The organism is Pseudanabaena sp. UWO311 (assembly GCF_006937785.1).
GTDB lineage: Bacteria > Cyanobacteriota > Cyanobacteriia > Pseudanabaenales > Pseudanabaenaceae > Pseudanabaena.
Genome location: NZ_SJEE01000003.1, coordinates 109,901 through 131,284 on the forward strand (window position 1 = coordinate 109,901; position 21,384 = coordinate 131,284).

A 21,384-nucleotide genomic window follows, 5' to 3' on the forward strand; every position below is an offset into this window, starting at 1 on the left:
ATGCTCCAAAATGTTAGGATACTTGCCTGAGCTATATGATTGCTGATTTCATAGCTCTGCCAACTATTCATAGATATTTCTAGCGATTATTTCTAGCATATGGTATCTCCAAGAATTATTGACCTATTGCGTAGCGGTCAAACTAATGACTCATATATTGTTCGTGGTTGGGTACGGACAAAGCGCGAAGGCAAGGGGATATCCTTCTTAGAAATTAATGATGGATCGTCGCTACAGGGATTACAAATCGTTTTACCACAGACAATTGATGACTACGAAACTCTAGTTAAGCAGATCACTACAGGTACATCGATTGAGGTGTCTGGGACTCTAGTCGAGTCTATGGGCAAAGGACAAAGGGTAGAAATGCAAGCGACAGCGATCGCGGTTTTTGGTCTTGCAGATCCTGAAACCTATCCTTTGCAGAAAAAACGCCACTCCATTGAATTTCTGCGTACGATCGCCCATCTGCGTCCTCGCACGAATATGTTTGGGGCTGTGTTTCGAGTGCGAAATGCCTGTGCTTTTGCAATTCATAAGTTTTTTCAAGAACGTGGTTTTTTGTGGGTACACACGCCGATTGTCACAGCTAGTGATTGTGAAGGTGCAGGCGAAATGTTTGGTGTCACCACTTTAGACTTAAATAAAGTTGCGGCAGCGGGTAAACCCATAGATTTTTCGCAAGACTTTTTTGGGAAGCCAGCATTTTTGACCGTGAGTGGTCAGCTAGAAGCAGAAATTATGGCGAGTGCCTTTTCTAATGTCTATACTTTTGGTCCTACTTTTCGAGCGGAAAACTCAAATACTTCGCGCCACCTTGCTGAGTTTTGGATGATTGAGCCAGAAGTTGCCTTTTGCGATCTTGAGGGTGATGCTGATCTAGCCGAAGATTTTCTTAAATATATTTTTAATTATGTTTTGGAAACCTGTCCCGAAGATATGGAGTTTTTCCAAGAACGGGTAAATGCTCAAGTGATGACCAATGCTCGCAAAATTGTCGAAGAACAATTTGAGCGAATTACCTATACAGAAGCAATTGCCATTCTCGAAAAGTGTAGCAAAACCTTTGAGTTTCCCGTGTCATGGGGATTAGATCTACAATCAGAGCATGAAAGATTTTTAGCTGAAGAGCATTTCCAGAAGCCAGTGATCGTTATGGATTATCCTCTTGGCATCAAAGCTTTTTATATGCGCGTGAATGAAGATACTACAAGTGATCGCCAGACTGTAAGAGCTATGGATATTCTTGCCCCAGGAGTGGGTGAAATTATTGGTGGCTCACAAAGAGAAGAGCGTCTTGATGTATTGGAAGCTAGAATTCGCAGTGTTGGTCTAAATCCTGAAGACTATTGGTGGTATTTAGATTTACGTCGTTATGGTACTGTCCCTCATGCTGGTTTTGGACTTGGTTTTGAGCGTTTAGTCCAGTTCATCACAGGCATGGGTAACATTCGCGATGTCATTCCATTTCCCCGTTTCCCTCAAAGTGCAGATTTTTAGCTCTACATAAAACCCTAAAAGCAAAAGCAAAGGGAGGCGCGAAGCGCCTCCCTTTGCTTTTGCTTTTAGGGTTTCTAAAATTCTGCTTTTTCGCCCATGATATAAGTTGCGGCGATCGCACGATCATCACCCATGATGATTGTGGCAAATAGCTGATCGGAAATTTCGGCAAGTGTAGGTAGATTAGCTGAATCAAATGACTGATTTCTTAAAGCCATAATTGGCGTTGAGCGTAAATTTAACACGACAAAATCAGCTTCCTTCCCAACTTCAAAATTGCCTAATTTATCCTCAAGACATAAGGCTCTTGCCCCGCCCAAAGTAGCCAAAAATAATGCTTGAAAGGCTGAAAGTTTTTGCGATCGCAACTGCGCGACTTGATAGGCTGCGCTAGCGGTGCGTAACATCGAGAAACTGGTTCCAGCGCCCACATCAGTTCCCAATCCCACTTTTACTGGGGTTTCTAAAGATTTTGCCTTTTCTATTTTAAAGAGTCCACTACCCAAAAACAGATTAGATGTTGGACAAAAGGCGATCGCGGATTTCGCTTCTGATAGCCTCGCAAATTCCTGATCTGTAAGCTGAACTCCATGGGCAAAGATTGATCTCTCACCAACTAACCCAGCTTGATCATAAACATCTAGGTAACCAGTGCTTTTAGGAAAATCTGCTATAACTGCTTCTACTTCTTTAACATTTTCTGAAAGATGCGTATGTAAATAAACATCAGGGAACTCCACTAAAAGTTTTTTGATATTAGTTAGTTGTTCAGGTGTCGATGTCAGAGCAAACCTTGGTGTGACAGCGTAAAGTAGACGATCGCATTTATGCCATTTCTCGATTAATTGCTTAGTTTCTGCATAGGAAGATGTTGCTGTATCGCGCAAAAATTCAGGAGCATTCCGATCCATCATCACCTTGCCAGCAATCATTCGCAAATTGCGGCGCTGGGACTCTTCAAAAAAAGCATCTGTCGATTGCGGAAATACTGTCGTAAAAACTAGAGCAGTCGTAGTTCCATTTCGTAATAATTCATCAAGAAAGATAGAAGCAATCTCTAAAGCATAATTGCGATCAGCAAACTTCCGTTCTATCGGGAATGTATAGGTACTCAGCCATTCTAATAATTGCTCACCATAGGAAGCAATCATCTCTGTTTGTGGAAAGTGGATATGAGTATCGATAAATCCTGAGACAATCAAGTGCTCACGATAATCTGCGATCGGAATATCTGCATATTTAGTGTATAACTCTTCATAACTACCTATGTCTTTAACTTTGCCATTTTCAACTATCAGCAACCCATCGGGGAAGTAGCGAATACAATCAGCTTCTGGAGCATAAAATGGATCGGCGATCGTATCTAGAAAACTGGCTCGGAACCCTTTTATCGTTTGATTTTGCATAGTTTAGAAAATTGGAACAAGTCAATGAATAAGTTAAAAAAAGCTTTGTTTAACAAGATAAACCTATTTTTCGCTTTTTTTGTCCTTTATCGTAGTCGCAAAAAGTACAATAAATATTCAAAATTTAGAGGTGCGGTAGAACTATTCCTTGCTCACTTAATAAATAAACATTTCCGAGTGAGAATTGGTGGTGCGGGGCTTTGCCCCGCACCACCAATTCTCACTCGGAAGCGTGAGTAATATCAGTCTAAATTTTTACTAATGGGCAAAAACATCTGCATACCCTAGTAAATCTAAATACACAAGCGTGGGAATATGTGCAAAACACGCCTTTGCCAAGTCGTAGCGATTCTCTCGAATCAGCATATCAATCAACTTGCGATAAACAGCTAATAGATAGCGCACATCATTAGCTGCGTAATGTAGCTGAGCTTCTGAAAGAACTTTGACATTCCCCCAGTCTGAAGATTGTGAAGTTTTATCTAATTCAATTTTTTCAAGTTCGCGTACCAGTTCCTTTAAGCCATGTTTATCTGTGTATGTTCTCGCGAGCTTGCTAGCGATTTTAGTACAAAAGATTGGATGAGTGGCAATGCTGAGATGCGCTTCCAGCATTGCTACATCAAACCTTGCAAAGTGAAAAACTTTAGTAACGTTAGACGATTCAAACAAATATTTGAGATTGGGGGCTTCTTTAATTCCCTGAGCAATTCGGACTAAGCTTACGGTTTCATCATCATTACAAATTTGGATTAGGCAAAGGCGATCGCGTCTGGGGATCAGCCCCATGGTTTCAGTATCAACAGCGATCGCTTCACAGCCAAGATATTCTTGAAGAGTCTCAAAATCGATATCGTTATCAAAGATTTTAAAAGCTGGCATCTTAGTTTTTGGGTTAGATTCTTAAATTGTCTCTAGCATTTATACAGCTTTTGCAAAACAAAATTCAGTAATTCTCATTATAAAAGTTGTTTTTGATATAGCAACGCTAGATAGTTCGTGAGACTATTCCTTCTTGGGGCATAGTCTCACGAACCATTTAATCCCATAGATGAATTAAAATTGTTATATTTCAAGTCAGCTGCCTATAAAATTTAATCAAGATAATCAGACTTACTGCCGAGCATAATTTCATTAGGTAATACTGACCAAATCAGTGATCTTTTTTAGAGATGGCATAAATCTAAAGATGCTAATCCTACAAATCTAGATTTAGCAAGATGCAGAACTTTTTAAATACGCTATTTGTAGAATTGACAAATTATGACTTTAAAGCAAGAATAAGCAGTCTTCATGCATATTTTGATTTTTAGATTATTTCTATAAATGAATTTAGCGAGCAATTCTTAAAATAAGCGTTTAGTATCATGACTCTATTTTACAAAGCTTATATAATAAAATCTGTCTCAGACCAATAATATTGAGTAAAAACTCTTATTGTTTAAAACAGTGCTAATCAGAGTCTAATACAAGCAACACTGAATCAATAAGGTTTTTAGGCAGCTCAGTATCTGGGAAACAAACATCTCATACCCATATGAGATTCGTTAAATATTTATGTAGACATCGCTAAAAACTTTGCATATAGTTAAAAGCTCTGCAAAGGATTGTCTGTTCTTGTATCTGGTAAGTCTGTTTGTAGACTTCCGTAACTACTTGGACAGTTGACCTTTTTAACCAAATTAACACTCTACTTGGCTAGAAAAACTTCTAAGTAACAATAAGTTGTTTACAGAAGTCATACTTAGAATAATTTTTTTGTTGAGTAGTAAGTAGGCACAATTAAATATAGAACTACAGAACCTTTGCTGCCTGCTACGCAGGAGGCAAAGGTTCTAGATCTGGATTTTAACTATGGTTACCTATTATTTAGTCAATTTTGAAATTTAAGATTTTTTGCTTTTGTTCAAGAAAATATTGATATGGCACAGTTTTACAATCAACATCAATCAAACCGATTTTCTGAACAAGTTACCGATATAACTGCGGGTAGCATTGAAAAAGCTCAGCATCATATCTATAATTTCTTTTTAGAAATTATCAAGCGTTATGACTCTGAAGTAATTTTAAATCAATTTGAAAAACTATTTATTAAGTATGAAGAAATTGATAATATTAGCGCTTATTATGCCTTAGGTGAAATCATATTTCACAATAAAGAAGGTGAGTTTAAGTATACTCTTCTACGCTGTTGCTATATTCTTAATAATAATTGGGCAATCAACGGAAATATTAGTGCTTGTCAAAAATTAGTTGATCTTTTTTTAGCAGATTCAATTGGCATTCCTACGAGAATTTACAAATTAAAAAAGCTAAGGCAGTGGTTACAAAGCTTTGCTCAATCTGACGAATATAGTACTTTGCGATCGCTGTCAGGTAGACCTGGAGTTCGCAAAATCTATCATAACTGGAGTGAGCGCTTCTCTTCTTATCTATTGATATCTGAATATGCTGATTCAAGAAAACCACTAGAACAACGCCAATATGCAGAGAACTTATCTCGCAAGATCAAAAAACAATTTAAGTTTGATCTTGCTATGTATACCGCTCGTCTTGATTCAAAATCAGGTGCAAATCCTCAACGTCAAAATCCAACTAATTTAGGGGATGGCGTTTTACTTTTAATTAAGAGAGTGCTGAATAAGCAGGGTAATGATAACTATCGAAAAGCAGCTAGAAGTCTTTACGAGCATTCGCAAAATATAACTTTCGTAGAATTTAAGTCCAGATTACTCGCATATTTAGGTATATCACAAGATGACTTAGAAATATCTGAAGTATTTCGTTTGACGGTTGTACAGAAATTAAAACATTTCCAAGAACATCGTGATAATGAGTTAATGACTCTTAGCTTATTGTTAGTAACTTGCAATCGAGTTTTACAGTATCTATTATTAAGTGAACGTCGTCAGCCATCTGAATTTTTACAATTGTCACTAGAATATGATAATTTCCTCAATCCCATAATTTTATTGCTAAAAATTGTGCTAATTCAGCCGCATATTCGCTTTTATTTAGAAGGCTATATTGCTGAATTAATCAAGTTTTATAGTGTCTATGAAGAAACTGAATGTCAAGCATTCATTAATTTTCTTGATGTATTAAATGTGACACTAGCAATTTTTGATGAGGATACGGACTATAGCTTGGTTAAAATGAAAAATATTGAGAATGATTTAACTGATATTAATTTAGATAACTATCGTGTTTTTTCCCAATTAAAGAGGATCGTAGATAGAGGTAAGAAACCAGTTGATCAAGACAATATAACCGAAACTTTAAATTTTTAAACCAATAAAGGTCTCTCTCCCAGCGTAGCTGGGAGAGAGACCTTTATTGGTTTTACGCTAAGGATTCTATCCATTCAAAAATACGGTTCCATGCCCACCATCGATCGCGATCGCCATATTGGTGCTGGCATGTTTTACTACTGACATAGCCGACATGACCACCATGTTCTGTAACCATAAGTTTAATAGCAGGATTATCTTCAGCGATTTTTTCTAAATCGGGAATGATCGATGGGTCAAACATCGGGTCATCCGCCGCATAGAGAATAAAGGTTGGCTTTTGCAAATGCGGCATGAAATATAACGGACAACTTGCATCGTAATATTCCTCTACGGAGTCAAATCCTAATTTGGCGATCGTTAATTCATTATCAAATCCCCAAATGCTATTTGCTCTCTCCACTGCCTCGCGATCGATTGCTTCAGGATGCATTTTCGCCATGCCACGTCCGAGCTTTTTTAATTCACGTGCGATCGCCTTTTCGAGAAATCGCCCCAGTTCATCTTTGACCAAATAAGTAAGCGAGCGATTGGAGTCAACACTAGGACAGATTACCGCCCCACCCGCAATATCAGTGGATGTAATTTCGAGATCACTTCCCCATTCAGCGATCGATTCTCCCGCCTTAATTCCCCATAAAGCCAATTGCCCTCCGAGGGAATAACCCATTAGCCAAAAGGGTGCTGGACAGCCTAGTTGTTTAGCCGTATTGGCGATACGAATAAAATCTTCACCTTCATATAGTCCATCGGAGGTCAGTGCTGGCGAAAGCTCGGCAGTTTTGCCATGCGCTCGCCAATCAAATAAAACTATTGCGTATCCTTTGGCAAAAGCTTTGCGACCCAAAATTTTCAGAAACCATTGATTATCTAAATCACCTGTAATTCCATAGGTTCCAACTATTGTGCCCTTAGCATTTTGAGGAATTGCATATTTCCCAAAGATGGGAACTCCCTGTGCACCAATAAATATATGCTCTTGATAGATGGGTTCTGGTTCTACCGTGAAATTTTCCCACTTTTTACTGATCCGCAGAGCCGTATAAAGAGTCATTAGCAATCCATTTTTTAGATGCCAAGGCGGAGTGTAGAACATACGAAAAATTTCCTATTTGCATTTCTTTATACCAATTCACAAAAGTGTGACAACACTTCTGTGAATTAAAAACCAAACCCTGTAAGGGTTTTAAAAACACAAAATGGCTGCGCTACTTTGTGTTTTGGTATTACTACTATATCTGTTGCTATTTTTAACCCTAATCATGAAGCATTGCTTCAAAAATAAATAGGCTCCCGCATTTAGCAGGAGCCTATTCTATTACTACGGAGAGAGAGGGATTCGAACCCTCGTTAAAGTTACCCCTAAACAGCATTTCCAGTGCTGCGCCTTCAACCACTCGGCCATCTCTCCTCGCTTAACGTGACAAAAAACTCTGTTAAAGTTGTTTGCTCAATCGCGCGGATTTTAATCATACCAAAACATGACACATATGCAAGACTTGTGATCGCAAATCTTTGGTTAATTAGCGTAATGCCGCAAATTTTTGTCTTGACCATACTTTTTTACTTCATTCAAACCTATGTCAGCAATCCAGGGATTTCTTCGCTGGCTCTGTCGATATATCTAAAAGAAACCATTGGTTTGTCAGCAAGTGAGTCTGCTCATTTTGTGGCGATCGCCTTTTTACCTTGGATGATTAAACCTATTTTTGGCGCGATCGCAGATAGTTTTGTCTTATTTGGCTACAAATTTAAAGGCTACTTTGTGATCTGCTATGGTTTGGCAACTGGATTTTTCTTGTTTTTAGCTACCCTAAAATCTTATTCACTCCCTGTACTAACCGTAGGTGCATTGTTGATATCTACCTGTATCGCTTTTTCGGATGTACTTGCTGACAAATTTATGATTGAAGTTGGCAAGCCAATCGGCAAAACAGGACAACTACAGTCTTTACAGTGGGCGGGGCTGGGGCTAGGTGGTGTAATCACTTCTTATCTGGGCGGACAAATTGCTCAACATCAAAATCTCTCTTTCGCGTTTTTAGTTAGCGCTGTTTTGCCTCTAGCAGGAATCGTCGCTGTACTGATTTGGATGCCAGAGACCAAAGTGAAGTCTGGGACAATTTCTATGCGTCAAAGCTTACATTCGCTTTGGGCGGCATTGCGATCGCCGAGTTTCTTAGCGATCGCTGGTTTTGTATTTTTGCTTGGGACTATGCCACTACCACCGCTGTTGTATTACCAACGCGATGTACTGAAATTTTCTGAAGACTTTTTTGGCATTTTGGGTGCATTTAGCTTTCTAGGGGTGGGATTAGGTGCGATCACTTTTGGTATTTGGTTTCGCCAGTTTCATCAGAACACGCTTCTCAAACTGTCTGTGTTTGCTAGTGTACTTTCGGCTCTTGCGATCGCTTTTATTTTTGACAAAAATAGTGCCATTCTTGTTCAAGTCTTTAGTAATTGTGCTGCTATTATCGCCTTCCTCAGTCTTTCAGAAGTTTTCGTTCGTTCTTGTCCAGAGATGATTGAAGGTACATTTTATGCTTGCTTTGTTTCTGTTGTAAATCTTGCTGCTACGTTTGGGGCGATTATTGGCGGCTGGCTCTACGATCAAGGTTTCGCTTTTCTATTGTTAGCGATCGGGGCGGCTTTTTATGGAATTCTGGGCTGGTTTCTGATTCCATTTGTGAACAGGAAAATTATCCGCGATCGTTTGCAATAAATTCCTTGACAGTTTCGAGATTAAAGAGGTTTCTCATGTTTTTGAATGCTTTCATCAGTAAATCTTGTGCAGATTTAGTTAAGATTGAGGTAGTCTCTTGAAGTGCTAGTCGCCCATTCGCACTTCGCCAAGGAGGGATCATCATCAAGCCTTTTGCTGCTAAAAATAGCCCGAATAGCTTGTCCCAGATTCGATCTCGATTCCAGTAAGCATTTGCTAATGCCATTGTCACTATTCCTTTTGTTTCTATACAATCTAGCTCTTTGGCAATCGATTCAGCTATTTCAAGACATAAATTAGATTCCTTAGTCTGTTTTATATAAGTATGACAAATAGATAGATTAATCGCACATATAACTATGTCTTGTTTAACATCTAGTTTTCTCAAAATATTTAATGCTTTCTCAAAATAGAAAATAGCATTTTGATATTGCTTAGCGACGAGATAGTAAAATGAACCAATGCTGGCTAATGCTTTGCCTTCAGCAATCCGATCACCAATCTCACGAGCAATTTCTAAAGCTTCTTGAATACACTCTAAAGCTTTGTCATGGTTTTTAAGCATCATATAACACAGCCCTAAATTTTGTAGGGCAACATATCTACCATGCTGATCACTAGAATTGCTACAGACATCTAGCGTTTGCTCAAGATATTCCGCAGATCGCTCGTGCTGCCCTCTCTGAGTGCAAATATAGGCAATACTATTAAGAGATAGGCATTCTAGTTCGTGGTCACCAAATTTTTGAGCGATATTCAGAGATTTTTCTAAGTACTGTAATCCTGTTTGTCTATTGGAATTACTGCCATTTGTGAAACCTAGATCGACAAAAGTAAACCCAAGATATTGATTGGCATAACCTTCTTGCAATTGGTCATCGATTTCAAGAGTAATTTCTAGCTGCTGCTGGTAACATGCGATTGCCTCTAAATGTTTGAACTGAAGCAATTTTAAAGCGCCCAAGCCATTCAATGCTTGTGCTTCAGCTTGGCGATTGTTGATTTGACGAGCAAGATCCAATTGCTGTTGGAAGTAGTCAAGGGACTTAGCCGAATCACTGAGATAATAGAAAGCCCAGCCCAAACCACTTAAGCACACTAGATCTTGCTCAGAGTTAACCTTACCCAAAAGGCTTTGGTAGAGTTCGATCTGATCGCGGTAATAGCCCCAGAGCCTTAATTTTTCATGGAGTTCCCTATCATTATCTTCGAGTCTAAATGATAAGACTTGACCTGCTTGTTGCCATGCTGAGGCTTCGCGTAGATGATTAAAGACTTGTAAATATGGATCTATTTTCTCTAGATTACTTGCATCAGCAGGTGGTTCATCTTCACTCGTGAGGAAATATTCGATCGCAATATAATCGTCTAGATACTCGATTGGCACTGTATCCAAATCGATCTCTAATGCGGTAAATAGTCTTTTTCCTGCGGTTAAATTAGCCATTTCTCTCAATCAAGCTCCCACTTTTGCAACAAATCCTTGCGATGCTCTAGAGCAACACTGCGAATTAAATTATGTAGCCCCAATACGCGATTGCTATTGTGATTTAGTGATTTCTCGACTAAAAAGCGATCGCACAAATCATCCAAAACTCTCTGTTGCTGTTCTTTAGTATAGACTTCCTGCCTTAATCGCTTGACATAGACTTCTAACTGTCTCAGCCAGCCAGAATCTTGAACGGGACGGCGATATTTTGCCACTACACAGATCAACAAATAAGCGTCAGCATTTTGTGTTTCTAATCGCCAAAATACTGCCTCTAGCCGTTGTTTGTAAACCTTAAGCCGAATTTCGCGTGTCAATTTGTGCAATTTCCAATCGTCATCCGCGCCTTCTAATTTAGCACCTGCTTCTGCTTCCGCTAAAGCTGTTTCTACTTCTTTAATTTCTCCACCAACATTTTCCCAAAAAGCAACAGCACTTTTCCCAAAGGACTGAACAATATCGCCAATAACTACACGTAATGTCAGAGGATGCCCATGATAAACCCTAGCAATTCGTATTAGTAAATCTCTAGACACCGAATCTTCGCTCACATCCAAGCCAGCCTTTTCAAATAGAGCGATCTGATCTTCATCAGCCAATCCACCCAAAATTTCTCGGTGATATAGATTTGGATAGCGAGAAGCTAAGGCTTCAACCTTAGTAGGTAAATCCTGCGAAGTAACAATTAAGGAGCTTTCACAAGATTCTATTGCCAAAAACTTAGCAAAAAACTTTCCCCACCACTCATCCCCAAAATCACCCCAACCATATTCCTCATTCTTGATCAAAATCGCTTCTAAGGAATCAATCAACACCAGCACCCGATTTTCTTGTAAGTGCACGATTAATCCATCCAAAATTGCTTTTGGCTGTTTGTCCTCAACCAATTGGCTAAACCCTAATTCTTCCAACCAGCGCTCTGCACTACTAGCAAAGTCTCTCGGTTTTTCGTCATTATCAAAATTAACTCTCAGTACTTTGGCAAACCGACTTTGTACGTCATTAGCAATGCATTCAGACAAAGCGGTTTTACCAATTCCTGTAATCCCCAGCAGCAATAACAATCGATACGATCCACGCAGCTTTTTGGTCAAGTCACTGATAAGTTGCTTTCGCCCTACCCAGCGATCGTCATAGGCAGTCCAATCTTCGATGCGATCGGGTAAAAGTTCACAGATATTATCCCAATCTTCTCTCCAATTAGGAATTTCTAAAATATGACAATAGGTCTCAATAGTTTCCCGTTCTACGCCATCGCCATCGTGAAATTTAGTAAAAGTTCCACGATGTACGCCACGTTTCTTATTTAAATCTGAGAACCTGTTGATCGAGTCATAGTCTTTCAGTGCTTCTTTAACTAGCCTGAGTCCTATTTTGGTTAGCCTAAATAATTTCGATCTATTTTTAGCCATCTCACACCCTTTTCGTTTGCAAGATGATAGATCATTTGGGAGCGATCGTACAGTCAAACGTACAAACAACGTACAACTATTTGTTTACTTTGAATGCAGTAATCCACAAAATAAATATCAGTAAATTAGGTGTGATTTATGTCAAAAAAGTGTCGTACATGTGGTGGCAAAGGGAAAGTAAGATGTCCGAAATGTAAAGGTACAGGCAAGGTTGGCAGAAATGGAGACCTATGTGATGTATGCGTAGGACTCTTTTACGTCAGGACAGGTAAAGTTGATTGTCAATCCTGCAGGGGTTCTGGTATTTGGGATTCATAGAAACTATATATCTAACTTGGAACGAATGATGTGGAAAATCAAAGAAAGAGTTTTATCAACCTTGCGATCGCACTATTTGCTGTAGGGGGATTGAGTTTATTTCTAGCCTCAAAAATGACTTGTATTGTTGGTCAATGCTTCTTTGTTACTCAAGGAGATAGCATTTTGGACTCAAAAGGAGTAAAGCTGGATAAGACTATTGCTGGATTACTTCAAGCCTCTCCGCCATATATTTTGGGACTCGGTGGAGTGTTTCTACTAGCAGGACTGCTTAAAACTGACTCATAAAGAAATATAAAGTTAATCAATCGCCAATTGAAAATCCAATGATAACTAACGATGCATCTGGTTACGTCAATCGAGGAAAATCGAAGTTTGAGCAAGGAGATATTCACGGCGCGATCAGCGATTATGCTGAAGCCATTCGACTCAACCCAGACTTTGCCAAGGCTTACTTCCATCTGGGGGCGGCAAAGGACGATTTAGGAGATAAGCAAGGCGCAATTTCTGATTATAGTGAAGCCATTCGTCTTGAACCTGACGACCCATATATCTACTTCTTTCGCGGAACAGTAAAGTGTGATTTAGGAGATGCTGAGGGGGCGATTGCTGACTATGACGAAGCCATCCTTCTTTCACCAGAACTTGTTACTGCTTATCTGTGTCGAGGATTAGCAAAGAATAGCTTAGGAAATAAGCTCGGTTTAATAGATGACTTTACTGAAGTTATCCGTCTCAGACCTGACGATTTTGCGGCTTATCATAGGCGTGGGTTAGCAAAGTCGGAATTAGGAGATTATCTAGGCGCGATTGTTGACTTTGCCGAAGCCAGTTGTTTGAGCGGAATCTCGAAATTCAATTTAGGAGATAAGCAGGGCGCGATCGCCGACTACGATAAAGCCATCGAATTCAAGCCTGATTTTGCCTACGCCTACTTTAATCGCGGGTTTGCAAAGGAAGATTTAGGAGACAAGCTGGGTTCGCTCAACGACTATAACGAAGTAATCCGCCTCAAGCCTGATTTTGCTGACTCATATTATAGACGTGGGTTTGTCAAATCGGACTTAGGAGATAAGCAGGGCGCGATCTGTGACTATAACGAAGTAATCCGTCTTAAGCCTGATTTTGCCTATGCTTATTTATTGCGTGGAATCGCGAAGGACGATTTAGGCGATAAGTCCAGAATAACAGACGTTCTTAGAGCAGCCGAACTTTTTAAGATGCAAGGTGATTTGGAAAGCTACAACGATTCGATCAAATTGATCGAGCAATTTCAGTGATCGGAGCAATCGCCAACGACTATTTGTTAATAAGCAAGTAGTGGTAAGAAATAAATTAATAATAGGAGATTAAAACATGGTTACAGTTATGGTAATTCATCAAAGTAGTGGCACGCCGAATAAAGGGGAACGAGTAGCTATTGGGATTGACGGCTTTTTTTCTGGTGGAATAACAAAAGATCAATTAACAGACAGCAGAGGAGAAGCCCATTTCGCTGATGTCGAGCCTTGCAACGGGCGGATTTTTGTAAGTGGCCAAACAGCTTATACAGGAAGAATCGAAGGTCGCGTTATTGTCTATATTTAGAGCTTGTTCTCGTTGGTATAGACTGATTCCAGCAATATAGATTCAATATTCCAACGATACATCTCGTCAAATGCTCCTTAATACAATGGATGAAAGCCGAGAAACACAGCACTTTATCAACATTTATATTGCATCGTCCAAGTTCATTATATAGCAAGAATTTTTATGAGAATGTTAGCTGTTTTAGCTGCGATTTGTTTAACGCTCTCTAGCTGTGGACCTTCACAACAGGAATTAGAGAGTAAACGTGCGGAGGCTCAAGCACAAAGAGAAGCTCAAAGGCTAAACCTGACCAATGCCATAAAAAGTTCTCAGGCGTTTCCTGGAGTCTTTGTTGACAATAAGTCTGGGCAATCTTATGCTTTTAATATCCGCTTCACTTACTTTGATGAAAATACAGGATTTATAGTTGGAGAGATGTGGTGGTCACAAAGTGGTGTTGTTAAACAAATTGAAGGATTATTTCTTGACCAAATGCTGACTTTCCAAACAACTCAGATTTTATCCAATGGAGGTGGAACAGATTCAAGCCTAGGACATATTTATACTTTTAATGTTGCAGACAATAATCAAATACAAGGAAGTTGGAAACGAATTTATAGAATACCGTTAAGTGGTTTACTTGGCGATAGTGGTGCTAAGGAAGAGATTAACGGAAGCGTATCATTTAGTATTGGAAATAATCAAGGGCAGAAATTAGGAAATATCTTAACTCAAATATCCAGTCCATCTAACAGCAGTAGCTTACTGTCCTACTGTAGTGGAGGTTCTGCCAGACGGAATATAACTGGCTGGGGGAATAAAAATTTTGAATCTATTTGTAATGACGTAAAAACTAAGTTTGCCGCTCTAAACGAGTCAATTGAAGCTATGCAGAACGGATACTATTCGGCAGATTCTTCAAATACCTTAACAGTTATTTGTGCAGGTAAAGCTATTACTACGGTAAGCGGTATAGGTGCACAAGTATTTAACATTAGTAATGTGGACAAGGCTGGACCATGCGTCTACAAGGTAGTTCAAGTTAATCTAAATTAGCGTTGTATTCATAGGATAAGGGGATTCATTCAAGCGATCGCAATTTCATATTTGCACTAACTTTTGTAACGATCGCTGCATTATACATCATCAGGATTAATGCCCAGCGATCTGAGCTTTTCGGCAAGACGTTCAGCTTTTTGCTCTGCTTCTTGTTTGGCAAGACGCTCTTGAGTAGCAATTAAACGCTCTTGATCTGCGATCGCAGTTTGTTGATTTGCGATCGCCTCAGCATCTAATCGCGCCTGTTTTTCCGCGATCGCCCTTTCATCACCCGTCAACAATAAATTGCCCGACTCATCCCACCAGCGCAACCAAGACACACCATTCTCTAATATCAACCCAAGTTCCACACCCATTGGCGCGATCTCATAATGTCCGCGATCATTAGGCAGCATTTTGACATAGCGACTATCCAGCAAATGATAAGCCTCAAGATTGTCTCTAAATCCGTCAAAAATCACATAAAAGGGAATCCGAATCGCTTGCTCGTAAACCCAGAATTTCCCAGCTTTTTCAGTCTCACTAGGTGGCGTTGTATCTCGTTCTTCTGATCCATTACCAGAGACAAATTCGATCGCAATTAAGGGCGCGACAAATTCTTTCCACAGTACATAAGAACGACGATATTCGCCATCGAGAAGCGGCGATACATTCGGCACATAAAACCAGTCTGGTGCTTCGGCTCCTTTTTCGGGTGGCTCCATCATTCGCCAGTAAATGCCGCTATCTTGACCAATGCAGTAACGTCCATCGGAATGTAGTTTTTCTAAAACTGGTGCGATCGAGCTAGTTAAAACAATACTTTGTGGGTGTTCTTGAAAATTTTTCACAAAGGTTCCGTCTGAGTCTGGGAGTTGCTTATGGTCGGGGAGACTGATTTTAGCCTCTTGAACGGGTTGGGGAGCAGTCGGCTTGAGTAGAGTTTGAGTGCTTTCCATAGTAACCCTGAGAGATACGTTGGCTTAATTTTAGCATGGGATATAGTCAGGGGTACTGGGCTTTGCCTCGTCCCCCTGACTATTCACTGAAATTGAGTGCCAAACCAAAAACTAGAACCCTCGTACATCTTGCGGTAAAAATGCGCGATCGCTTGGTAACATCGCCACAGGTTCTGTAAGGGTAAATTCTCCTTTCACAATCCAGCCCTTAAGGGTTTTGGCAGCTTCTTCGGATAAATGTAAACTAGCTAATGGTGCAGTACGAACTGTTGAACCTGAGATCGTAATTTTGCCAGACTTGAGTTGAGCATAGGTAACAGACCCAAAAATAGGGCGTACTCGTCTCGGAATCGAGAAGTCAATTACAGGTGCGACTAACTCTTCATCTAAAACAGATGCTCTCGCCAACACTTCTTCATTAATTACAGGAAGTGGGACAGCTACACCCATCATCAATGACGCACCATAATTACGGAAATAACAACCACGCACCCAATCAGAAGTCATTTGCTTAGCATCACCAATCAGTGCCAAAGTTGCCGCAGGACCAATGGGAGTATGATTTTCCAACCGCTTTTGTAATGGAAAATGTTGCGTACCTTCCCATGCCACATAACCAATGCCACCGCCCATAAAGATGCGTGTACCAATGCCAATTAATTGCAGATCAGGATCATTCCACAATGGCGAAATCGCTCCAGGATTAGAATAAACAGCATTGCCTAGTCGGGGCTGCAGTGGTCCCAAATAGGTGTAGAGGGTTTCTTCGCCACCATTGACCCCGACAATAAAGTTCTGGTAGAGGTTGCGGGGATTAAATAGATAGAATTGATTAATGGAATCTTTTGTAATCGTTGTTTCAAAATTAGCGCGAGGATAGCAATCATTGGGATGTCCGATCGCTTTAAAGTTCACTGTTTTCCCCGCGATCAAATCAGCAATCACATGACCACCGCCACGATATTGCGGTGCTTCATCGGTAGGATCAGCTTCTTGGGTTGCTCCTAAATAAATATCTACTGCCCCAAATCCTGCATAAGCAGGCACTCCATCAATCCAGCAAGTTCTGATCTTAATCGGTGGATCGGTGTGTCCTAAATTGAGCACAGCCCCCGATGACTCCATCGGCTCGAATGTACCTGTGACGATCACATCTACTTGTTTAGTAGCTTGAGTCACTCCGATATCCAAGACAAGGGCTTTGAGTTCGGTAGCAGTAAGGACTTTAGCCTTACCAGCTTTGATTTTGGCATTAATATCGGCGATCGTTTGAGGCATAGGATTTTTCTGGGTTTTTAATTATGCCAAGGTGCTTATCTAGAATATAGCGCTTTGCGCTCTCATAAAAAGCAAAGGGGTTACTAGGTGACACCTTTGCTTTTTATAATGACCAACCATTATTTGATAATGTGCCTGCATGAATACGATCTAAAGCGCGTTTCCCACCCCAGCGATCGACTATCTTGTCATCATATTCGTCAGCAATTTCTATCACTGCCTTAACTGAGGCTTCTAGCTCCTTCCTGTCACAAGTCGAGCCAACAATTGAATGTTCAAATAGGATTTCACTGTCTGGTGATATACCGAATGCCCCAAAAATCATCTTGGCATTTTCTTCAAGTAAATACCGCATCAGGTCTGGTTTTAATTCTGCGCCAACTACTACATAAGATCGCGTATTAATAATTGCATCGTCTCCATCCCAAGGAAAAACCAATACTTCTACTAACGCTGAACCCATAAATATGCCTAATCCTGGAATATCTTGGCGAGCACAGGGACATTTGCTAAATATCTCTTGTATCCACGTTACTACTTTTTCATAACAGGCTTCTTGAGCAGTAGTTTGAAATTTCAAGTTATTTGCCTCCATAGGTGTTAGACAACTTTTTGATTTTGGCAATCAGATATTAGTACTTAGATTAATCAGACTATACCTATATACAGGTACATTTTAAAATGAAACCCTAAAAATAGGATGGGGCGCTTTGCGCCCCATCCTATTTTTAGGGTTTCATTTGACCCCTTGTACTATGATGGATAAATCTTAAGAGATACCAAAAATTTGCCTTATTACTTCTTGCGTTTAGGAGGAAACATAGTTGGCTAGTCGCTTCTTATTTACATCTGAATCAGTTACGGAAGGTCACCCTGACAAAATTTGTGATCAAATTTCCGATACGATTCTTGATACCTTATTGGCTCAAGATCCGCGATCGCGTGTCGCAGCTGAGGTTGTGGTTAACACAGGTCTGGTCTTGATCACGGGGGAGATCACCACCAAAGCGCATGTCAACTACGTCGATATTGCTCGTAAAAAAATTGCTGAAATTGGTTATACCAATGCTGATAATGGCTTTTCGGCAAATAGCTGCGCAGTAATGGTAGCCCTTGACGAACAGTCTCCAGACATTGCTCAAGGGGTGAATGTTGCACATGAAGTCCGCACTGGAGCGGAAGAAGAAGCGGATATTGAAGCCGTAGGCGCTGGTGACCAAGGCATTATGTTTGGGTTTGCTTGCGACGAAACGCCCGAGTTTATGCCGATGCCGATCGCGATCGCTCACCGTCTAGCTCGTCAGTTATCAGTAGTTCGTAAAAATGGTACATTGCCATATTTGCGTCCTGATGGCAAAACTCAAGTCACCGTGGTTTATGAAGGTGATAAGCCCGTAGCGATCGATACGATCCTAATTTCGACACAGCATGATGCGGCAATCGATGGCATTAGTGATGAAGCTAAAGTACAAGAACGTATTCAAGCCGATCTCTGGACACATGTAGTTTTACCTAGCTTTGCTGATACATCAGTCAAGCCAAGTGACCAAACCCGTTATCTGGTTAACCCCACTGGAAAGTTTGTGATTGGTGGACCTCAAGGTGATTCAGGGCTAACAGGTCGTAAAATTATCGTTGATACTTACGGTGGCTATGCACGTCATGGTGGCGGAGCTTTTTCAGGCAAAGATCCCACAAAAGTTGATCGCAGTGCTGCTTATGCTGCTCGTCATGTTGCTAAAAATATTGTGGCGGCAGGTTTGGCTAGCAAATGTGAGTTACAAATTAGTTATGCGATCGGTGTGGCTCGTCCTACCAGTATGCATATTGAGACCTTTGGCACAGGCAAGGTTGATGAAGAGACTTTGCTCCGCTTAGTCAAGGATCATTTTGATTTGCGCCCTGCGGCAATTATTAAGAATTTTGATCTGCAAAATTTACCTAGTACTCGCAATGGTCGTTTCTATCAAGATGTCGCGGCTTATGGTCACATGGGACGTAACGATCTAGACCTTCCTTGGGAACGTCTAGACAAAGTGGAACTCTTGAAAAAGAACGCTTAATATCAAAAAGGCTCGCTAAGCGAGCCTTTTTGATAATTACCCTTCATCACCCAAATAAGCTTCAATTACGGCCCGATCGCTTTTAACAATTTCAGGTTTGCCGATCGCAATCAATTGTCCAAAATCTAAAACAGCAATGCGATCGCATAGTCCCATTACTAATGGTACGTGATGCTCGATCAGGAGAATTGTGAGTTCAAAGCGATCGCGCAAACTGCGAATAAAATCACTTAATTGCCCTTTTTCATTAGGATTCATCCCTGCGGCTGGTTCATCTAGCAATAATAATTTTGGTTGTAGAGCAAGGGCGCGAGCAATTTCTAGGCGGCGTTGATCGCCATAGGAGAAATTTTTGGCTTTAACTTCAGCGCGATCGCTCAGTCCCACTAGTTCCAGTAACTCTAAGGCTCGATCATAAGTTTGCTTCTCTTCTTTTGCCGTTGGTGGCAGTCCTAAGATTCCATTCCAAACTCCTGTCGTGGTACTGAGATGTCTTGCGATCGCCACATTCTCTAAAGCAGAAAGTTCTCCAAATAAACGGATATTCTGAAAGGTTCTGGCAATTCCAAATTTAGCAATCTGATGTGGGCGACGGTTAGTGATTTCTTGACCATCGTAGAGAGCCTTGCCACTCGTCGGCGTGATTAGTCCTGTGATTGTATTAAACAGCGTCGTCTTACCTGCTCCGTTTGGTCCAATCACGCCAAAGATTTCATTTTCTTGCACATCAAATGACACTTCATTCACTGCCACCAAGCCCCCAAAGCGACGGGTTACTTGCTGAATAGCTAAGATTGATTTGCTATTTATATTCATGTCAATGGTGATGTGCTTTTGCTGATTTTCGGTAAAGTTGTTATTACATCGCTTTGCGCTGTAAGCGATACGCTACCATATTTCACGATGTCCTATGAATTCAATCATAAATCCTCTTGAATTAAGCTTTGTAGCATTTGCAAGTATAGCGATCGCAGTGACACTTCTCCCACAAATCTCTGATGCATCACCTAATTTACCTCTCATTTGATTGGGTAAGGTTTTAAGCCACAGTTCTTTGTATTTATATATACAGAAACTTCCTGTCTACTCGCCTTAGATACAGAAACAACCTGTATACAGTATACGCATTGATCTTTGAATGTTAGTTATGAGCACAGTTTTGATAGAGCTGACACTATCAGTGAGATAGGGATAGGAAAGTATGGCTTTGGTCTTAGCAATATCTACAACACAGTGAAATTCACTTGCAAAAAACTTCTCTATCCAAGGTCTAATATTCATGTTGGTTACCAAACAACCTGTACTTAAGCGCTTCTGGTATCCAGTGATGCCGATCGCGCAACTCTCTGCTGACAAACCCCAGTCATTTCAATTACTGGGACAAAAGATTGCCCTCTGGATCGATAAAGATGGAAAACCTGCTGCTGTTGCTGACCAATGCTGTCATCGATCAGCCCAGCTATCCAGAGGCGTTGTGATTGATGGCTGCATTCGTTGTCCTTATCATGGCTGGTCGTACAACCCTGAGGGAACCTGCGTGAAAGTACCTCAGCTAGAGAATGAGAAGATCTCCAAATCCTATAAGGTTCCCTCTTATCAATGTGTCGAGCAATATGGATATATTTGGGTTTGTTTAGATCAGCAGCCATTGCATCCAATTCCTGAGATCGCGGCAGTGACAGACCCATCTTTCCGCATGATTCATGAGTTTTATGAAACATGGAAAGTTGGAAGTTTGAGGACGATCGAAAACTCGTTTGATAGCGCTCATGGGCATTTTGTCCATGCCTCATCATGGGGTGATCAGAGTAACCCAGTGCCACCACCTATCGACGAAACCGTAGAAACTGACACTGGATTTGTGATGAAGCATTGGGTAGAAGTTCTGAATCCAGACCTCCAAAAAAAGAATTTAGGAATCGCTTCCGAAAAGACGATTCGTACTAACGAACGCACTTGGTATATGCCATTTGCCCGTACGCTGAAAATTCAATATCCCAATGGCTTGATTCATCTAATTTTTACGGCTTATACTCCCATTGATGATCAGACGACTCAGTTAGTTCAATTCTGTTTGCGAAATGATACAGAAGATGACGCAAAAGCGGCTGACATTATTGCCTTTGATCGTCAGGTGACGCAAGAAGATCGCGATGTATTGGAAACCACTGAATTTGATGCGCCATTGTCTCTAGCTGAGGAGCAGCATATGCCGTCGGATAAACCAGGAATCATTATGAGGCATCGACTAGCGGCTTTACTAAAAGAGCATGGCGAAGTGGAGCAACGTCTGAATTATCCAAACCCATAACGTTGAACCCCGAAGGGGTTCAACGT

General features: G+C 40.6%; 18 protein-coding genes and 1 tRNA gene. 9 read left to right on the forward strand and 10 right to left on the reverse strand.

The window, feature by feature from the left end; genetic code table 11:
• The first annotated feature begins 99 nt into the window (after positions 1 to 99).
• On the forward strand, positions 100 to 1,500 hold the full coding sequence (asnS, locus tag PseudUWO311_RS03910) for an asparagine--tRNA ligase (protein WP_142653768.1): 1,401 nt from the start codon (positions 100 to 102) through the stop codon (positions 1,498 to 1,500).
• Between the two features lie 74 nt (positions 1,501 to 1,574).
• Here asnS and guaD read toward each other — a convergent pair whose 3' ends face one another.
• Positions 1,575 to 2,906: a guanine deaminase gene (guaD, locus tag PseudUWO311_RS03915; RefSeq protein WP_142653769.1), complete on the reverse strand. Its 1,332-nt coding sequence runs from the start codon at positions 2,904 to 2,906 to the stop codon at positions 1,575 to 1,577.
• A gap of 258 nt (positions 2,907 to 3,164) precedes the next feature.
• Positions 3,165 to 3,788, reverse strand: coding sequence for a ribonuclease H-like domain-containing protein (locus PseudUWO311_RS03920; protein WP_142653770.1), 624 nt, complete (start codon positions 3,786 to 3,788; stop codon positions 3,165 to 3,167).
• A 1,040-nt stretch (positions 3,789 to 4,828) separates the two neighbouring features.
• On the opposite strand from PseudUWO311_RS03920, the gene PseudUWO311_RS03925 reads away from it, so the two are divergent.
• Complete coding sequence (locus tag PseudUWO311_RS03925; protein WP_142653771.1) at positions 4,829 to 6,196, forward strand: hypothetical protein; 1,368 nt, start codon at positions 4,829 to 4,831, stop codon at positions 6,194 to 6,196.
• A 52-nt stretch (positions 6,197 to 6,248) separates the two neighbouring features.
• Here PseudUWO311_RS03925 and PseudUWO311_RS03930 read toward each other — a convergent pair whose 3' ends face one another.
• Together PseudUWO311_RS03930 and PseudUWO311_RS03935 are read right to left on the reverse strand one after the other, a co-directional pair.
• Complete coding sequence (locus PseudUWO311_RS03930; protein WP_142653772.1) at positions 6,249 to 7,292, reverse strand: YheT family hydrolase; 1,044 nt, start codon at positions 7,290 to 7,292, stop codon at positions 6,249 to 6,251.
• Positions 7,293 to 7,520: 228 nt separating this feature from the next.
• A tRNA-Ser gene (locus PseudUWO311_RS03935) sits at positions 7,521 to 7,607 on the reverse strand.
• A 120-nt stretch (positions 7,608 to 7,727) separates the two neighbouring features.
• On the opposite strand from PseudUWO311_RS03935, the gene PseudUWO311_RS03940 reads away from it, so the two are divergent.
• Positions 7,728 to 8,921, forward strand: a complete 1,194-nt coding sequence (locus tag PseudUWO311_RS03940; protein WP_142653773.1) for an MFS transporter — start codon at positions 7,728 to 7,730, stop codon at positions 8,919 to 8,921.
• Here the strand turns inward: PseudUWO311_RS03940 and PseudUWO311_RS03945 are convergent.
• Together PseudUWO311_RS03945 and PseudUWO311_RS03950 are read right to left on the reverse strand one after the other, a co-directional pair.
• Positions 8,899 to 10,368, reverse strand: a complete 1,470-nt coding sequence (locus tag PseudUWO311_RS03945; RefSeq protein ID WP_142653774.1) for a tetratricopeptide repeat protein — start codon at positions 10,366 to 10,368, stop codon at positions 8,899 to 8,901. The two genes, PseudUWO311_RS03940 and PseudUWO311_RS03945, sit on opposite strands and share 23 nt — an antisense overlap.
• Positions 10,369 to 10,373: 5 nt before the next feature.
• Positions 10,374 to 11,822, reverse strand: a complete 1,449-nt coding sequence (locus tag PseudUWO311_RS03950) for an ATP-binding protein (RefSeq protein WP_142653775.1) — start codon at positions 11,820 to 11,822, stop codon at positions 10,374 to 10,376.
• Between the two features lie 348 nt (positions 11,823 to 12,170).
• Here PseudUWO311_RS03950 and PseudUWO311_RS03955 point away from each other — a divergent pair, with 348 nt between their 5' ends.
• From PseudUWO311_RS03955 to PseudUWO311_RS03970, 4 genes are all read left to right on the forward strand, one after another.
• The gene (locus PseudUWO311_RS03955; protein ID WP_142653776.1) at positions 12,171 to 12,428 is read left to right on the forward strand and encodes a hypothetical protein; all 258 of its coding nucleotides are present in this window, start codon (positions 12,171 to 12,173) and stop codon (positions 12,426 to 12,428) included.
• A 38-nt stretch (positions 12,429 to 12,466) separates the two neighbouring features.
• Positions 12,467 to 13,420, forward strand: coding sequence for a tetratricopeptide repeat protein (locus tag PseudUWO311_RS03960; protein WP_142653777.1), 954 nt, complete (start codon positions 12,467 to 12,469; stop codon positions 13,418 to 13,420).
• A 76-nt stretch (positions 13,421 to 13,496) separates the two neighbouring features.
• The gene (locus tag PseudUWO311_RS03965; protein ID WP_142653778.1) at positions 13,497 to 13,727 is read left to right on the forward strand and encodes a hypothetical protein; all 231 of its coding nucleotides are present in this window, start codon (positions 13,497 to 13,499) and stop codon (positions 13,725 to 13,727) included.
• Between the two features lie 165 nt (positions 13,728 to 13,892).
• Positions 13,893 to 14,765, forward strand: a complete 873-nt coding sequence (locus PseudUWO311_RS03970; RefSeq protein ID WP_142653779.1) for a hypothetical protein — start codon at positions 13,893 to 13,895, stop codon at positions 14,763 to 14,765.
• A gap of 80 nt (positions 14,766 to 14,845) precedes the next feature.
• On the opposite strand, the gene PseudUWO311_RS03975 is transcribed toward PseudUWO311_RS03970, so the two are convergent.
• From PseudUWO311_RS03975 to PseudUWO311_RS03985, 3 genes are all read right to left on the reverse strand, one after another.
• Positions 14,846 to 15,706: a Uma2 family endonuclease gene (locus tag PseudUWO311_RS03975; RefSeq protein ID WP_142653780.1), complete on the reverse strand. Its 861-nt coding sequence runs from the start codon at positions 15,704 to 15,706 to the stop codon at positions 14,846 to 14,848.
• A gap of 111 nt (positions 15,707 to 15,817) precedes the next feature.
• Positions 15,818 to 16,984, reverse strand: coding sequence for a homocysteine biosynthesis protein (locus PseudUWO311_RS03980; RefSeq protein WP_142653781.1), 1,167 nt, complete (start codon positions 16,982 to 16,984; stop codon positions 15,818 to 15,820).
• Between the two features lie 103 nt (positions 16,985 to 17,087).
• A complete protein-coding gene (locus tag PseudUWO311_RS03985) occupies positions 17,088 to 17,564 on the reverse strand; it encodes a T3SS (YopN, CesT) and YbjN peptide-binding chaperone 1 (RefSeq protein WP_142653782.1) in 477 nt (158 codons plus the stop codon).
• 244 nt (positions 17,565 to 17,808) lie between these two features.
• Here PseudUWO311_RS03985 and metK point away from each other — a divergent pair, with 244 nt between their 5' ends.
• On the forward strand, positions 17,809 to 19,047 hold the full coding sequence (gene metK, locus PseudUWO311_RS03990) for a methionine adenosyltransferase (RefSeq protein WP_142653783.1): 1,239 nt from the start codon (positions 17,809 to 17,811) through the stop codon (positions 19,045 to 19,047).
• 36 nt (positions 19,048 to 19,083) lie between these two features.
• Here the strand turns inward: metK and PseudUWO311_RS03995 are convergent, their stop codons facing one another.
• Entirely contained in the window at positions 19,084 to 19,863 is a 780-nt protein-coding gene (locus PseudUWO311_RS03995; RefSeq protein WP_142653784.1) for an ABC transporter ATP-binding protein, read from the reverse strand.
• Positions 19,864 to 20,326: 463 nt separating this feature from the next.
• On the opposite strand from PseudUWO311_RS03995, the gene PseudUWO311_RS04000 reads away from it, so the two are divergent.
• Positions 20,327 to 21,358, forward strand: coding sequence for an aromatic ring-hydroxylating oxygenase subunit alpha (locus PseudUWO311_RS04000; protein ID WP_142653785.1), 1,032 nt, complete (start codon positions 20,327 to 20,329; stop codon positions 21,356 to 21,358).
• Positions 21,359 to 21,384: the final 26 nt, after the last annotated feature.

Bases quoted from the DNA above. Each gene is read 5' to 3' on its own strand.
- PseudUWO311_RS03975 (WP_142653780.1), bottom strand. From the start codon at position 15,706: ATGGAAAGCACTCAAACTCTACTCAAGCCGACTGCTCCCCAACCCGTT.
- PseudUWO311_RS03970 (WP_142653779.1), top strand. From the start codon at position 13,893: ATGAGAATGTTAGCTGTTTTAGCTGCGATTTGTTTAACGCTCTCTAGC.
- PseudUWO311_RS03950 (WP_142653775.1), bottom strand. From the start codon at position 11,822: ATGGCTAAAAATAGATCGAAATTATTTAGGCTAACCAAAATAGGACTC.
- PseudUWO311_RS03925 (WP_142653771.1), top strand. From the start codon at position 4,829: ATGGCACAGTTTTACAATCAACATCAATCAAACCGATTTTCTGAACAA.
- asnS (WP_142653768.1), top strand. From the start codon at position 100: ATGGTATCTCCAAGAATTATTGACCTATTGCGTAGCGGTCAAACTAAT.
- PseudUWO311_RS03980 (WP_142653781.1), bottom strand. From the start codon at position 16,984: ATGCCTCAAACGATCGCCGATATTAATGCCAAAATCAAAGCTGGTAAG.
- PseudUWO311_RS03930 (WP_142653772.1), bottom strand. From the start codon at position 7,292: ATGTTCTACACTCCGCCTTGGCATCTAAAAAATGGATTGCTAATGACT.
- PseudUWO311_RS03940 (WP_142653773.1), top strand. From the start codon at position 7,728: ATGCCGCAAATTTTTGTCTTGACCATACTTTTTTACTTCATTCAAACC.
- PseudUWO311_RS03920 (WP_142653770.1), bottom strand. From the start codon at position 3,788: ATGCCAGCTTTTAAAATCTTTGATAACGATATCGATTTTGAGACTCTT.
- PseudUWO311_RS03960 (WP_142653777.1), top strand. From the start codon at position 12,467: ATGATAACTAACGATGCATCTGGTTACGTCAATCGAGGAAAATCGAAG.
- PseudUWO311_RS04000 (WP_142653785.1), top strand. From the start codon at position 20,327: ATGTTGGTTACCAAACAACCTGTACTTAAGCGCTTCTGGTATCCAGTG.
- PseudUWO311_RS03965 (WP_142653778.1), top strand. From the start codon at position 13,497: ATGGTTACAGTTATGGTAATTCATCAAAGTAGTGGCACGCCGAATAAA.
- PseudUWO311_RS03945 (WP_142653774.1), bottom strand. From the start codon at position 10,368: ATGGCTAATTTAACCGCAGGAAAAAGACTATTTACCGCATTAGAGATC.
- PseudUWO311_RS03995 (WP_142653784.1), bottom strand. From the start codon at position 19,863: ATGAATATAAATAGCAAATCAATCTTAGCTATTCAGCAAGTAACCCGT.
- guaD (WP_142653769.1), bottom strand. From the start codon at position 2,906: ATGCAAAATCAAACGATAAAAGGGTTCCGAGCCAGTTTTCTAGATACG.